At 50.1% G+C, this 13,165-nt stretch carries 11 protein-coding genes and 27 tRNA genes; 2 read left to right on the top strand and 36 right to left on the bottom strand.

The genetic code is table 11. The features are described from left to right. Positions 1-190: 190 nt before the first annotated feature. The 20 genes from smpB to AC2JF6_RS04760 form a co-directional block, all read right to left on the bottom strand. Positions 191-649, bottom strand: a complete 459-nt coding sequence (smpB, locus tag AC2JF6_RS04855) for an SsrA-binding protein SmpB (protein WP_500729636.1) — start codon at positions 647-649, stop codon at positions 191-193. A 9-nt stretch (positions 650-658) separates the two neighbouring features. Further along, a complete protein-coding gene (gene rnr / locus AC2JF6_RS04850; RefSeq protein ID WP_500729635.1) occupies positions 659-2,995 on the bottom strand; it encodes a ribonuclease R in 2,337 nt (778 codons plus the stop codon). A 65-nt stretch (positions 2,996-3,060) separates the two neighbouring features. After that, entirely contained in the window at positions 3,061-3,294 is a 234-nt protein-coding gene (gene secG / locus AC2JF6_RS04845; RefSeq protein ID WP_500729634.1) for a preprotein translocase subunit SecG, read from the bottom strand. Positions 3,295-3,363: 69 nt separating this feature from the next. Beyond that, entirely contained in the window at positions 3,364-5,424 is a 2,061-nt protein-coding gene (locus AC2JF6_RS04840; protein ID WP_500729633.1) for an LTA synthase family protein, read from the bottom strand. 69 nt (positions 5,425-5,493) lie between these two features. Continuing rightward, positions 5,494-6,519, bottom strand: a complete 1,026-nt coding sequence (locus AC2JF6_RS04835) for a lysylphosphatidylglycerol synthase transmembrane domain-containing protein (protein WP_500729632.1) — start codon at positions 6,517-6,519, stop codon at positions 5,494-5,496. Next, positions 6,519-7,562 carry a glycosyltransferase family 4 protein gene (locus AC2JF6_RS04830; RefSeq protein ID WP_500729631.1) on the bottom strand — a complete coding sequence of 348 codons (1,044 nt, stop codon included), beginning with the start codon at positions 7,560-7,562 and terminating at the stop codon, positions 6,519-6,521. Before AC2JF6_RS04830 ends, AC2JF6_RS04835 begins: the two co-directional genes overlap by 1 nt. Continuing rightward, positions 7,555-8,727: a glycosyltransferase family 4 protein gene (locus tag AC2JF6_RS04825; RefSeq protein ID WP_500729630.1), complete on the bottom strand. Its 1,173-nt coding sequence runs from the start codon at positions 8,725-8,727 to the stop codon at positions 7,555-7,557. The genes AC2JF6_RS04830 and AC2JF6_RS04825 overlap by 8 nt, the downstream gene beginning before the upstream one ends. 116 nt (positions 8,728-8,843) lie before the next feature. Further along, positions 8,844-8,928 (bottom strand) — tRNA-Leu (locus AC2JF6_RS04820). A 41-nt stretch (positions 8,929-8,969) separates the two neighbouring features. Further along, positions 8,970-9,040, bottom strand: a tRNA-Cys gene (locus AC2JF6_RS04815). 24 nt (positions 9,041-9,064) lie between these two features. Further along, a tRNA-Gln gene (locus AC2JF6_RS04810) sits at positions 9,065-9,136 on the bottom strand. Between the two features lie 7 nt (positions 9,137-9,143). After that, positions 9,144-9,216, bottom strand: a tRNA-His gene (locus tag AC2JF6_RS04805). Between the two features lie 13 nt (positions 9,217-9,229). Continuing rightward, positions 9,230-9,300: transfer RNA gene (locus AC2JF6_RS04800), tRNA-Trp, on the bottom strand. Positions 9,301-9,304: 4 nt separating this feature from the next. Next, a tRNA-Tyr gene (locus AC2JF6_RS04795) sits at positions 9,305-9,386 on the bottom strand. 7 nt (positions 9,387-9,393) lie between these two features. Next, positions 9,394-9,466, bottom strand: a tRNA-Phe gene (locus AC2JF6_RS04790). A gap of 6 nt (positions 9,467-9,472) precedes the next feature. Continuing rightward, a tRNA-Asp gene (locus AC2JF6_RS04785) sits at positions 9,473-9,546 on the bottom strand. Positions 9,547-9,549: 3 nt separating this feature from the next. Beyond that, positions 9,550-9,623 (bottom strand) — tRNA-Met (locus tag AC2JF6_RS04780). Positions 9,624-9,633: 10 nt separating this feature from the next. Next, positions 9,634-9,720, bottom strand: a tRNA-Ser gene (locus AC2JF6_RS04775). Between the two features lie 27 nt (positions 9,721-9,747). Then, positions 9,748-9,819 (bottom strand) — tRNA-Glu (locus AC2JF6_RS04770). Positions 9,820-10,176: 357 nt separating this feature from the next. Beyond that, complete coding sequence (locus AC2JF6_RS04765; protein WP_500729629.1) at positions 10,177-10,506, bottom strand: hypothetical protein; 330 nt, start codon at positions 10,504-10,506, stop codon at positions 10,177-10,179. A 25-nt stretch (positions 10,507-10,531) separates the two neighbouring features. Further along, on the bottom strand, positions 10,532-10,672 hold the full coding sequence (locus tag AC2JF6_RS04760; RefSeq protein ID WP_500729628.1) for a hypothetical protein: 141 nt from the start codon (positions 10,670-10,672) through the stop codon (positions 10,532-10,534). Positions 10,673-11,232: 560 nt separating this feature from the next. Here AC2JF6_RS04760 and AC2JF6_RS04755 point away from each other — a divergent pair. Together AC2JF6_RS04755 and AC2JF6_RS04750 are read left to right on the top strand one after the other, a co-directional pair. After that, positions 11,233-11,442, top strand: coding sequence for a transposase (locus AC2JF6_RS04755; protein ID WP_500729627.1), 210 nt, complete (start codon positions 11,233-11,235; stop codon positions 11,440-11,442). Between the two features lie 17 nt (positions 11,443-11,459). Further along, on the top strand, positions 11,460-11,687 hold the full coding sequence (locus tag AC2JF6_RS04750; protein WP_500729626.1) for a transposase: 228 nt from the start codon (positions 11,460-11,462) through the stop codon (positions 11,685-11,687). Between the two features lie 20 nt (positions 11,688-11,707). Here the strand turns inward: AC2JF6_RS04750 and AC2JF6_RS04745 are convergent. From AC2JF6_RS04745 to AC2JF6_RS04670, 16 genes are all read right to left on the bottom strand, one after another. Next, positions 11,708-11,797: transfer RNA gene (locus AC2JF6_RS04745), tRNA-Ser, on the bottom strand. A gap of 4 nt (positions 11,798-11,801) precedes the next feature. After that, positions 11,802-11,875 (bottom strand) — tRNA-Ile (locus AC2JF6_RS04740). 5 nt (positions 11,876-11,880) lie between these two features. Continuing rightward, positions 11,881-11,951 (bottom strand) — tRNA-Gly (locus AC2JF6_RS04735). A gap of 18 nt (positions 11,952-11,969) precedes the next feature. After that, positions 11,970-12,042 (bottom strand) — tRNA-Phe (locus AC2JF6_RS04730). Positions 12,043-12,048: 6 nt separating this feature from the next. After that, positions 12,049-12,122, bottom strand: a tRNA-Asp gene (locus tag AC2JF6_RS04725). Between the two features lie 3 nt (positions 12,123-12,125). After that, a tRNA-Met gene (locus tag AC2JF6_RS04720) sits at positions 12,126-12,199 on the bottom strand. Positions 12,200-12,230: 31 nt separating this feature from the next. Then, positions 12,231-12,304, bottom strand: a tRNA-Ile gene (locus tag AC2JF6_RS04715). A 13-nt stretch (positions 12,305-12,317) separates the two neighbouring features. After that, positions 12,318-12,391, bottom strand: a tRNA-Met gene (locus AC2JF6_RS04710). A 28-nt stretch (positions 12,392-12,419) separates the two neighbouring features. Beyond that, a tRNA-Pro gene (locus tag AC2JF6_RS04705) sits at positions 12,420-12,493 on the bottom strand. A gap of 5 nt (positions 12,494-12,498) precedes the next feature. Further along, a tRNA-Arg gene (locus AC2JF6_RS04700) sits at positions 12,499-12,572 on the bottom strand. Positions 12,573-12,581: 9 nt separating this feature from the next. Continuing rightward, positions 12,582-12,667, bottom strand: a tRNA-Leu gene (locus AC2JF6_RS04695). Positions 12,668-12,677: 10 nt separating this feature from the next. Continuing rightward, positions 12,678-12,749, bottom strand: a tRNA-Gly gene (locus AC2JF6_RS04690). Positions 12,750-12,761: 12 nt separating this feature from the next. Continuing rightward, positions 12,762-12,834, bottom strand: a tRNA-Thr gene (locus AC2JF6_RS04685). 30 nt (positions 12,835-12,864) lie between these two features. Continuing rightward, positions 12,865-12,946: transfer RNA gene (locus tag AC2JF6_RS04680), tRNA-Leu, on the bottom strand. 12 nt (positions 12,947-12,958) lie between these two features. Beyond that, positions 12,959-13,031 (bottom strand) — tRNA-Lys (locus AC2JF6_RS04675). 4 nt (positions 13,032-13,035) lie between these two features. Next, positions 13,036-13,108 (bottom strand) — tRNA-Val (locus AC2JF6_RS04670). Positions 13,109-13,165 lie beyond the last annotated feature (57 nt).

Raw genomic sequence — 13,165 nt, 5'->3', positions numbered from 1 at the left:
TTTCGGGCCAAAAGTTCAGCGTCCGGAGCAAATGTGCTACAAAAAAGCGCTGCCTTGCCCCTCTTACTAATAATATAATGGATAAACCCAAACATTGCAAAATAAGCGGTCAGCTGGCCCTTCCTTCTGGCTTTGCGTCCATATAGCTGCAATAAAAAAGTTTAATTAGCAAGCTAATCAAACCTTAAATTCAAACTTTATACTGCCGGCGCAATTCACGCTCCTGGTCGCGCTTCTTAATCGTTTCGCGCTTATCATACTTCTTCTTGCCCAGGCCTACGCCAATCAAAACCTTGGCAAAGCCGTGCTTGAGGTAAACCCTGAGAGGAACAAGCGCAATTCCCCGTTCTGCCTGCTGCTTAGCCAGCCGCAAAATTTCCCGTTTGTGCAGCAGGAGGCGGCGCTGGCGCAGCGGTTCGTGGTTATAGCGGTTGCCCTGCTTATATTCGCTGATGTGCACATTTTCCAAAAAAGCAGAACCGTTAATAATCTGCACGTAGCCGTCCCGCAAGTTGATGCGGCGAGCACGGACAGACTTAATCTCAGTACCGGTCAACGCGATACCGGCCTCAAAAGTTTCCTTGATAAAGTAATCATGGTGGGCTTTTTTATTTTGAGCAACTAAGTTTTCGTTCTTTTCTTTCTTCACTTTTCTACCCTAATGCTTGTATCTGCTAATGTGCGGGTGGTTGCCGTTGTGGCGGAACTTGCCGTTATTGCCGCCATTTCCGCCGCGTCGACCGTGATCGTTGTGAAAGCCGCGGTTGCCGCGCCTGCGGTTGCCTGCAGCACGATTGTTGTGCGGATTTTTAGGAGCGTTGGGGTCGTAGACCTCAAAGTCCAGCTGGTGCTGCTCGACGTTTGCATTCGTCAGCGTCACCTTAATCGGCATCCCCACGCGGTACTGCTTGTGCGTGCCCCGACCGGTCAGGGTCATATTCTTTTCGTTAAAGCTATAGAAGTCATCGGTCAAATTTGAGATGTGGATGAGTCCTTCCACCGTGTTCGGCAGCTGGATAAACATCCCAAAACTGAGCACCGACGAAACGATTGCATCAAAGTGCTGGCCGACCTGGTCTTCCATGTATTCCGTCATCTTCAGGTCGTTCACCTCGCGCTCGGTGTCAACCGAAACGCGTTCCTGCGTTGAAGTCTGATCGGCAACGTCAGGCAGGTAGCTCTTGAAGTGGTCCTGCACCTCTTTGCCCGTGCCCTCAGCACTGTATGCATGAATCATCCGGTGCACCATCAAATCGGAATAACGCCTGATGGGCGAGGTGAAGTGCGTATAAAACTTGGCGGCTAACCCAAAGTGGCCGAGCGGCTCTTCCGAGTAGTGCGCCTGCTTCAGACTCCGCAGCATCATCATCTGCACGACGGCTTCCTCGGGCGTGCCCGTTGTCTTAGCCACCACCTTTTGCAGGTCCGCAGGCTTAACGTGGTTGGGGTCAGCCGTTATATGCAGTCCGAAGGCACTGCAAAATTCAAAGAAGCTCTTGATGCGCTCGCCGTCCGGCGTCTCGTGCACCCGGTAAAGAAACGGCACGTGCTTCCGGTAAAAGTCCTCCGCTACCGTCTCGTTAGCCATCAGCATGAAGGATTCGATCATCTTCTCGGCCGTTCCCCGGTCATGCAGAACGATGTCGGTCGGCTTGCCCTTGTCATCAACAATAATCTTTGCTTCCGGCTCCTCAAAGTCGATTGCCCCACGGTGGTGCCGCTGCTGGTAAAGGGCATTGTGCAATTCCGCCATATCTTGTAGCATTGGTGCTAGCTTGACGTACTTGTCCGCCAAATGCTCATGGTTGTCCGGATCGAGGACCTTGTTGACATTATTGTAGGTCATCCGGCCGTGCGAACGCATCACCGAAGGGTGAATACGGTAGTTTACCCGCTCGCCTGCCGGCGTGATCTCCATGTCGCACGACAAAACCAACCGGTCCTCGCCCTCATTGAGCGAGCAGATGCCATTAGAAAGCCTGAACGGCAGCATCGGAATCACCCGGTCAACCAGGTAGGTACTGTTGCCGCGGGTAAAGGCCTCTTGGTCGAGTGGCGTCTTTTCCTTGACGTAGTGCGCAACGTCGGCAATATGCACACCGAGGTGAAAGTTGCCGTTGGGCAATTTCCACAATACAACCGCATCATCGAAGTCCTTGGAGTCGTCGCCGTCAATCGTCACGGCCGGCTGGTCCCTGATGTCCTCGCGGTCTGCCATTTCCTTTTCCGTCACGTGGTCGGGAATGGCGTTGGCCTGTGCCAGCGCATCCTCATCCCACTCGGTACGCACGTCATGGCTCGAAACAATGGCCATGACGTCAACGCCGGGCATATTCTTATTGCCAATCACGCTTGTAACAACCCCAGTCAGTGAATCGGGGTTGTTTTTGGTTGGATATTCCTTAATGGAAACCTTGGCAATATCGCCTTTTTGCGGCCGCAAACCATCCTGGCCGACGTACACGCGGTAGTCAGCCAGCTTCTTGTTCGTGCTTACAACGTAGCCGATAAAGTGGCTGATTTTGACCTGGGCGTCCGTCAGTGGGTGAAATTCGCCCACCACAGCGGTAACGCCGCGTTCAAGGATCTTTTCAATCTGGCCTTCAGGACCCTTGCCGTTCCAAGTGTTGCCCCCAGCCGTAATCTTGACCTGCACCTGGTCGCCATCCAGTGCGCACGCGGTCGCCTCCTTAGCGATGAAGACATCGTCTGCCTCCTCGTCATCATCAAGCTTAACAAAGCCGAAGCCCTTGCTGTTGGACTTAAATGAACCGGTGACCACAGTGTTTTCCTGGGCCAGTTGGTAACGACCGTTGCCGTCGGTAATAATCTGCTTTTTCTGTTCCAAAAAAGACAGTGCCTTGACCATATCGGAAAAATTGCCGAGGCGGTCGCGCCGCAACAGCCGGTCAATTTCTTCTACTTGATACTGTTTCTTGGGGTGATGGCGAAAGATTTCTAAAACACTAGCTAAAATATGCTCATTTTGTGCCATGCACTTAATCTCCGTTCCTTAAAAATAAAAAATCCCCCCATCGCTTGATCGGGAGGAACCAACGCTTATTTTGAAGACAAATAAGCTAATACAATTGCAAAAGCGAAAAAGAGAACCAGCAGGACCGCCGTCACCTTTTCCATAAATGCCTCAAAACCGCGTTTTTTTGTTTGACCACTAAACACTGCTCCGCCGGATAGGGCATTCAATGCATCTTGCTGTTTTTGCGGCTGCATCATCGTTGCAACAACGATTAAAATTGAAACAATAATTAGTAGCGTCATAAATAAGTTATACAATACGCTGCCTCCAATATTTAAATACGATTACTGATAAATTCTAGCACAAAATGTAATTTAATTCGAGTTTTATTTTTCTAGTTCAGGCGCGTCGGTCCTAAAATCCTTCTGCGTGCTCTTATTGTGATTCTTATGCCACAAGGACGTCTTGTTCTTGGCGTAAAGATTCTTTAGCGCCGCAGCACTATTGTAGTCATAATCGTGCGGATCGACCTTCTTAAACCACTTCGGCTTGTAAAAGCGCAGGAGGTTGCCCGCAATCACCCGGTCAGACAAGGAGAGCTGCGTGGTGACCTTGTTCGACAGGCCAACCAGCCGCACCTGCAGCTTTTTAGGGGGATCAACAATCTCCTGGCCGGACCGAACATCGTAGTAGGTGCTGCCCACCTTGGCGTATTGCGGCGTAATGAAGTCGCCATTGCGCTGCGCCACCAGCTGCGGGGCGTCTTTGCTCAGCAGGTCGTGACCAAACTGAATCGTTTTCCGGCTATTAATTCCGAGCAGGTTGAGCAAGGTTGGCAACACGTCAATTTCGCCGCCGTACGTCTTCTTAACGCCCCCCTTTAGTCCCTTCATGTGGAACATCAGGGGAACCCGCTGAAACTTCAGGTTATCAAAATCAGTGAACTCGTCCTGTCCGAGCAGCTGGGCGCTTGCCTTGTGGTGGTTGCCGGAAATCCCGTAGTGGTCGCCGTAAAGGACAAGCAGCGTGTTTTTAGCAAGACCGGTCTTCTTCATCCAGGCGAGAAGCTGACCGATTGCTTGGTCGAGGTAGCGTGCAGTCTGGACGTAGCCGTCGACCGTCTCATCGCCGGTATCCGTTCGCTCGATTGATTGGTTGGGCTTGTCCAGGTCATAGGGGTAGTGGTTGGTTACCGTGATCAGCTTCAGGTAGAACGGCTGCGGCAGGCGCTCGATGTACTTGATCGACTGGGAAAAGAAAATCTTGTCCTTGAGACCGTAGCCGATGTAGTACTTGGGCTTGTTCTCATAGTAGGACAGCGGCATGAAGTACTGGTAGCCGAACTGCTTGTAGGCATTGTTGCGGTTCCAGAAGGACCCGGCCCCGCCGTGCATTACCGCCGTAGTATAACCGCCCTGCTGGTGCAGAATTGCCGGGGCGCTTTCGAACGTATTCGACGTCCCGTAACTGGACATCGCTGATCCGGACTGGAGGCCGTACAGTGAATTTTCCAGCATCATCTCGGCATCCGAGGTCTTGCCCTGGCCCACCTGGTTGTAAAAGTTGGCAAAACTCAGGGTGCTTTTAGAATGAAAGAGCTTGTTCAAATTGGGCGTCACCGCCTTGCCCTTCCACTTGTAGCCAATCAAAAACTGCTGAAAGCTTTCCAGGTGAATGACCATGACGTTCTTGCCCTTGGCCACGCCCGTGTACTGCGGGTTCGGCTTAACGTAGTTGAACTTCAAATACTTTTTAACCGATCCCAGGTCGGACACGTTGGCTTTGGCCATCTGCTCGCTGGTCTGGGCCGTTTTGAAGCCGTCATAGACCGCATACTCATTGATGCCCAGGTACTTCACGATATAGCTGTTGTCAAAGGTCCTGGTCAACAGACCGGGACGGTCCGCCTGCGCCATCATCAGGTTGACCCCAATCAAGGCGGCCGCCAGTCCCTCTACGAGCACAGTAAACCGCGGCTTTAAAGGCCGCAAGTCGTATCGAATCACCCGTGCGCACATCAAGCCGAAAACAACCGCAACGTCTAGAAAGGCCAAAAAATCGCTGGCACGGGTAATGCCCACAATGCTTTTGCCCAAATTATCGGCAGTTGATCCCGACGTCTTGATGATCGAGAGCGACAAAAAATTAGAGAACTCGCGGTAATACAAAATATTGGAAAACAGCCACAGGGTGAGCACCAGGTCAATTGTGATAATAATCCAGTACGACTTGCGCCCCTTAAAGAAGAGGCCGAGCCCAAGCAGCAATATTCCCGCGGGCAGCGGGTTGACCAGCAGCAGAAAGTTCTGCATCGAGCCTTCCGCACCCAGGTTAAACTTGGTTATGTATATCAGGTATGTCTTTAACCAAAATAATATTAGAACAAAGGTAAAAAAACCAAGTTTGGTCTTAGTCAACCACTGCATAAAATACTTGGTGCGTGTCATCCCATTCTCCTCTCACTAAGCTAATATATTACCCTTAACTGGACCAAAGCCTAGTGATTTTAGCAAAAATTAATTATTTTTGGAGCTAAAAATTTGGGGCGGTTTGACCATCCAGCCGAAAATGCCCAGGATCATGCCCAGGAAATAGGTCACAAAGCGCCATAAAAACATGCCCAAAACCAGGCTTCCCCGGGTGGAAATAAAAGTCGCGAAGAGCGTTTGAAAGCTGTACTCGGCACCGCCTGACGCGCCCGGAAGCGGCACAATTGACATGAACATGATGATCATCACGTTCATCTGCGTGACGCTCGCCCAGTCGGCCGCAACGTTCAGCGTCACTAGAATCGCATAGGGAATGGAATAGAAGCACAGTAGCTGCAGCACCGTCAGGAGGCCGCTCAGTGCCAACTTCTTTTTCTCCCGCTTGAGCTTTTGACTCTCCCCGTAAAAAGTATCAATCTTCGCCACCGTATTTTTGCGCCACTTCTCCACCCGGTTCGGACTAATCACCCGGGCCAGCCGGTCCATCAGCCGGTTGGCGGTCTTCTTCGTCCAATCGTGGGCAAACAAGACCGCCAGCAAAAAAACGATCGAGCTGACGTGGATTGCGAAGCCGCACGCAATGAAAAAGGCCAGCCCGGCAAATTTGGCTGCCACCATGTGAAAGCCGGTAACGATCGTCACCACGTAGGCAAAAAAAACGACGACCTGGTAAATGATGAACTTCATTAACAGAATGGACGTCGCGCGTCCACCTTCGATGCCCATCTGCACCATGGCGGCCAACTGTGACGGCTGACCACCGGTCGACATCGGCGTGATCGCATTGAAGAGGGCCTGAATCAGCGGGATGCGCAAAAAAGCCCACCTCGACCGGTGTGGCTCGTTTTTGCGCTGGGCGAGGACCGCTATGATGCTGGCTTCGAAGACGTACGATAAAAGCATCAAGAGCATGGTCACGATTAAGACAGCCACATTGATGTTGCGGGCGGCCCCAACCAATTGCCTAACCGGCGTCTTTTTCAGGTCAAGGTACAAAACGCCGCAGCTGATTGCCAAAACAACCAGAACGCCCCAAAAATGTTTTTTATTCATCAGCGTATTTGTCCTAAATTGCGCCCGATTTCATACTGTTCGTGGTAAAAGTCACTCCAAATCCGGACCAAGTTGTCTTCTGAATACTTTTCACTCGCCTGCCGAGATAAGTCCCTGAACTTATTCAAAAGCACAGGGTCACCGGCCGCCTGGCGCAGCCGTGCGTTCATTTCCGCAAAATCGCTGCCCTTCATGTAGTACCCGCTAATAATTGCCTCATACAGGTCAAGGTCGCGGAGCAGCACCGGCGTACCACAGCTGAAGGCCTCGAGAACGGACATGGGAAAAAGCTCATCAAAAGATGGAAGCACGAAGAGGTCGGCAACGTTGAGGTAATCAACCAGCCGGCTGCGGTCGATGATTCCCGTGAACTGCAGGTTTTGTGGCGGGTTATCGACTAGTTCCTTGAAGTGGTCGTAGCCGTCGGTAATTTTGCCGAACGAAAAGCCACCCGCCCAGATGAACTGCATGTCCGGATTGGCCCTCGCCATTTTGGCAAAGTCGTCCACACCCTTGCGGGCCTGCACCTGACCGTCGCCAAAGACAACAAACTTATCCAGCGGAATGCCCAACTGGTGCCGAAACGCATTTTTTTGTTCCTGGCACTCGGGGTAAAATTCATCCCTGGCCACAAAGTTGGGAATGTACCTCACGTTTTTGCGCTTGATGCCATACTTGACAAGCTTATCGATGAAGATTGGGTTAACAACAACAATCTGGTCCATGCGCTTATAGAAGTCGACGACGTAGCGGTAAAAGATCTTCTTGGCGCCTTTTGGGAGTTTAACCGAACCCTCCAGCGTTTCCGGCAAAAAGTGGACGTAGCCGATTTTGCGGCCGCGCGCCGGTGAGAAGCTATTGGCAAAGTAAGTCGGGTTGATCGTATGATAATGGGTCAAATCGCTCACACCGTACTTGTTGTTGGTTACGTAAAATTCGTCAACCAGGTGCGTCCTGAGCAGGGTGATTAGTTCCTGGTAGGCCGATCCTACGCCCTGGCCCTTGACTGATGTAGCTTGTGAGAACATGTTGATCCTAATCATTTGTTTCCTCTTTAGAACTTTCTTGGTAATTCGCAATTACTTCTTCGTAAAACCGGTGCACTTCGCTGCCAAAACGCCGTGCGGAAATCTGGTCCAGCTTCGCCGTCAGCTTATCTTCGGGAATGGCCTGGCGTCCCTGCCGCAGGTAGAACAAAATCTGATCGCGCATTTCACTGGGGCGGGTAAAGACCGTGCCCAAAGACGCATCATTAAAGACGCCCTCCGTGTAGTCCGTGTCGTAAACGACACACCTGGTACCAGCAGCCAGTGCCTCGATGTAAGTCAGCCCTTGTGTTTCGGTGTCGCTGGCGGAAACAAACAGGTCAGCCATCTGGTAAAACGAGCCCACATCACTATGCGGAACGTCCCCGGTGAAAATCACGTTGTCCTCGAGCGTCAGCCGCTCCACCTGCTCCTGCAAGACTTCGACGCCGGGACCGTCCCCGGCAATTACCAGCTGTACGTAGGGGAACTCATCGACAATTTCCGGCATGACGTTCAAAATGCGGTTGATCTTCTTCTCTTCGGCAATCCGACTGAGGGTCAATAAAACCGGGGCATCCGGTGATATGCCGAGTTCGCTGCGGACATCGTGCGTTGCGGGCTTTTTAAGGCTGGCAACGTCCACACCGGTCGGAATAACCTTCATTGGAATTGTCACCTTGTAGCGCCTTAATAACGCCTGTACGCGCGTGCTTGGAGCAATGACGCCGTCCATATTTTTAAGAAAAACACTCGTAAACTGCTTCACGTGGTACGGGCGGAGCAAGTGTCCGTTTAAGACGTAATGCAGGTAATCCTCATACATCGTATGGTACGTGTGGATTGCGGGGATTTTTAGCTGGTGCGCAACATACTTGCCCATCATCCCGAGCGCAAACTCGGTCTGCGTGTGAACGACGTCCAGCTTGACCTCGCGCGCAATTTTGGTCGCTTCAAAGAAGCCTCTAAAGGCTACGCGCCGGTCGGTAAAGGAGATGAACGGCACGCTGCTGAAGCGGAAGACGTTGGCCTCAACCATCCCCTTCTCAAGGTGCGGGTCGGTCGTCGTGAAGATAAAAACGTTGTGCCCCTGCTCTTCGAGCGCCTCCTTCAGCGTCTTAACCGATGACGCCACACCACTCAGCTGGGGAAAATATGTATCGGTAAAAATACCAATATTCATGTAGACACCTCCATCTAGAAGTATTATAAAGATTTGGTCCTGCTTGTGCAATTTTTGGAAAGAAAAACCTGCTTTTTATAACAAAAAAGCAGCTCCTGCTTGGAGCTGCTAACTGATAGCGGTGATCGGGGTCGAACCGATACGTCCTAAACGGACACCAGATTTTGAGTCTGGCGCGTCTGCCAATTCCGCCACACCGCCATAATATCTTGTTAAGAATAGTTCAATGAGTGAACCACCTAAGGCGGGGATCGGATTTGAACCGACGATTAAGGTTTTGCAGACCTCTGCCTTACCACTTGGCTACACCGCCATCGAATAATATTTTATTAATAGATTGGGATAGCTGGATTCGAACCAGCGCATAATAGAGTCAAAGTCTAGTGCCTTACCGCTTGGCTATATCCCAATGCTAGGGCGGAATATGGGATTCGAACCCATGTATGCCGGATCCACAAACCGGTGTGTTAACCCCTTCACCAATTCCGCCATGAAGGTTAAACAGGGATAGTAGGAATTGAACCCACACTAGCGGTTTTGGAGACCGATGTACTACCTTTATACTATATCCCTATTATGGAGGAGGGTGGATTCGAACCGCCGAACTCAGAGAGAGCGGTTTTACAGACCGCCGCGTTTAGCCACTTCGCTACTCCTCCAGGCTGATGGCGCGGGACGGAATCGAACCGCCGACACAAGGAGCTTCAATCCTTTGCTCTACCGACTGAGCTACCGAGCCATCTTACGGTCCATATCGGATTTGAACCGATGATCTCCTCCGTGACAGGGAGGCGAGATAAACCACTGCTCCAATGGACCATATTGCGGGAGGTGGATTTGAACCACCGGCCTTCGGGTTATGAGCCCGACGAGCTACCAGACTGCTCCATCCCGCGCTAATATTAAAGGAGGATGTGGGATTTGAACCCACGCACGGCAGAACCGTCTAACGGTTTTCAAAACCGTCCCCTTAAGCCACTTGGGTAATCCTCCAAAATGTAAATATACCAATAACGGTAATGACCCGTACGGGATTTGAACCCATGTTACCGCCGTGAAAGGGCGATGTCTTAACCACTTGACCAACGGGTCATATTGCTGCTACATTGACAACACGCTTAATTATAATACCTAATTCACCCGTAAAAGTCAACAACTTTTTCGCGCTTGATAAATTTATTCGTGCGTGCATACTCAATCACAACGCTATTCATAATACAGGATTACAAGTCAACTTGCAAGTCCTTTAAATAAAAAAAGCCAATTTATCTTATCTTCATTAAGTAGCACCAAACAGCACCCGCTGCTGGCCACCATAACACTTCTCCCCCGCACCATTTAGCAATTGCCGCTTAGCGGCAAAGTCAGGCAACTTTGACACACTCATTTAGCAATGATTTTTAACTTACTAACATGGTGCCCGGCATTTTGGATGCATTTTGCTTGGTTCTAGTTATAGAAGCGATTTGTCAGATAATCCCAATTATATGCATCGTGAACCAATCTTAACGACTTGCCATCAATATTGACCGCATCGTCACAAATGCTGTTGGCTTCACCAGCAGTCTTGTCTGTGCTGATTTTACCCACGCCATCAGCTGCTGCCTTGTCAATATTAGCCTTGATTGTAGCCTTCTCACTGTCTGCGAACTTGCTGCCGTCCTTGTGCTTGACTTCGTCTTCATCGACTCTGTTCTTAGCGCTCGCAGCCGCGTCCTGGATAACAGCTTTGGCAATATTCTGCTCCGCCTTTAGCTTCGCAGCTTCAAACTCAGCCATCGAGTTGCTATCAGAAACTTTTTGGCTAAACGTGCCCGTTAACACTAGAAGTAATTGCCTCTGAACCGTAACTACCTTGAAGTTTACTAATGGCTTCTTGCCATTCCTTTTCCAGTTCCTTGTTGACCTGATCAATTGTAACAATAGCAGTGGCATATGCCTGCATAGTTTATTTCTATTACTTTAATTTAGTTGTAGAATAGAGGTCACGGTCCACATTATTGGTTATATATATTTAGCTATAACATCTGATATAAAGTCATTATCATCATTCGCCAGATGCATTCAATTGATCTTGAATGGTAATGATTTTAAACAAATCCTAACAGCACCAAACAATTTGCTTGCTTGATATCCAACCAAATATTATAAATTTTTTCTTGCGACAGTAGTGGCAAGAGCACGTAAAAGTGCTCTATAAGAAATCCTGTTGATAGATATCTTAGTCTAGCTTCTATGATATGCTACCAGCAGGATTTTTTGGGCACAATAAAAGAGGCCCTCAACCCTCTTGCCATATATCTTTTGACACTACTCTTCAGATCTATTTAGGAGTTTACTAATGACCTCTCAACTTGATTATATTAAACTTTTACTCAACATTAAAGACCCTAACCTGAAAATTAACCAGGTGGTCAAGATCCTGCCAACACGCTATAAGCAGGCCATCATGACCTACTTCAGACATTACCCCGGCTTGTACGCCGCCGCGTCAAAACGGTTTCCATGGACCTCAACTACTATTATGCGGGCATGGCCAAGGAACTTTTCCCGAATGCTCGGGTGATTCTGGACCGCTTCCACGTCGTCCAGATGCTCAACCGCTCATTTAACGCCTGCCGCATTCAGATCATGAAGCAGTATCCCAGGCTAGTCGCAATTATCGCCTGCTCAAATATTTCTGAAGACTCTATCTCAAGCCCTTTGACCAGCTAGAAAAATTAGGCTGGCAGATGAGGACTACGCGCAAAACTTTCAAGGACAATCTATCTAACCTGCTTAACGCAGCCAAGTACAAAGAATCTAACGGCTGCCTAGAAGGGGTCAACCGCAAGATCAAACAGATTGAACGCACTGCATACGGCTACCGCAGCTTCAGTCACCTGATGCTCGATCAAAAATATTATCAAACTCTATCAACAGGATGTTTGCCAAAGAGACAAAAAAGCCTTCAATCGTGACAATTGAAGGCTTTTATAAACGGAGACTGAGAGATTTGAACTCTCGCACCGGAATAACCCGATCTACACCCTTAGCAGGGGCGCCTCTTCAGCCACTTGAGTAAGTCTCCATAATGGGCCTAAATGGACTTGAACCATCGACCTCACGCTTATCAGGCGTGCGCTCTAACCAGCTGAGCTATAGGCCCCAAAAAGCGGGTAACGAGAATCGGACTCGCGACTAAAGCTTGGAAGGCTTTCGTTTTACCACTAAACCATACCCGCACAAAATTATTTTGTTAATGGCGCGGGACGGAATCGAACCGCCGACACAAGGAGCTTCAATCCTTTGCTCTACCGACTGAGCTACCGAGCCATCTTACGGTCCATATCGGATTTGAACCGATGATCTCCTCCGTGACAGGGAGGCGAGATAAACCACTGCTCCAATGGACCATATTGCGGGAGGTGGATTTGAACCACCGGCCTTCGGGTTATGAGCCCGACGAGCTACCAGACTGCTCCATCCCGCGATGTTAATATAAAAGTACAAAACCCATCAAATGGACCTTGTAGGACTCGAACCTACGACAGGACGGTTATGAGCCGTCTGCTCTAACCAACTGAGCTAAAGGTCCAAGCTCTAGCAAATAGCGGCGGGGGGGATCGAACCCTCGACCTCCCGGGTATGAACCGGACGCTCTAGCCAGCTGAGCTACACCGCCAATAAAGTAACCACAAAAAGATTACTAATCGGGAAGACAGGATTCGAACCTGCGACCCCCTGGTCCCAAACCAGGTGCTCTACCAAACTGAGCCACTTCCCGTTATATGCACCCTGAAGGATTTGAACCTTCAACCTTCTGATTCGTAGTCAGACACTCTATCCAGTTGCGCTAAGGGTGCGTCATTAAGTGCCGAGGACCGGAGTCGAACCGGTACGGTTGAAACCAACCGCGGGATTTTAAGTCCCGTGCGTCTGCCAATTCCGCCACCCCGGCAAGTAATGAAAGCGGAAGACGGGATTCGAACCCGCGACCCCCACCATGGCAAGGTGATGTTCTACCACTGAACTACTTCCGCATAAATATGTAATGCCGATTATACGATTTGAACGTACGACCCCCTGTTTACAAGACAGATGCTCTACCAACTGAGCTAAATCGGCATAATGTAAATATGGTACAATACTGGCGAATACGGGTGGTGGGACTTGAACCCACACGTCCGAGAACACTAGAACCTAAATCTAGCGCGTCTGCCAATTCCGCCACACCCGCAAAATGGGGCCATGAGTCGTGACGGGCTTGAACCGTCGACCCTCTGATTAAAAGTCAGATGCTCTACCGACTGAGCTAACGACTCGGTATGGAGGATACAGGGCTCGAACCTGTGACCTCCTGCTTGTAAGGCAGATGCTCTCCCAGCTGAGCTAATCCTCCATAAAGCACGGCAGCGTCCTACCCTCGCAGGCAGTCTCCCACCAACTACTCTCGGCG

The organism is Lactobacillus sp. XV13L, from assembly GCF_059900875.1.
This window is presented reverse-complemented; position numbering and strand designations above follow the sequence as displayed.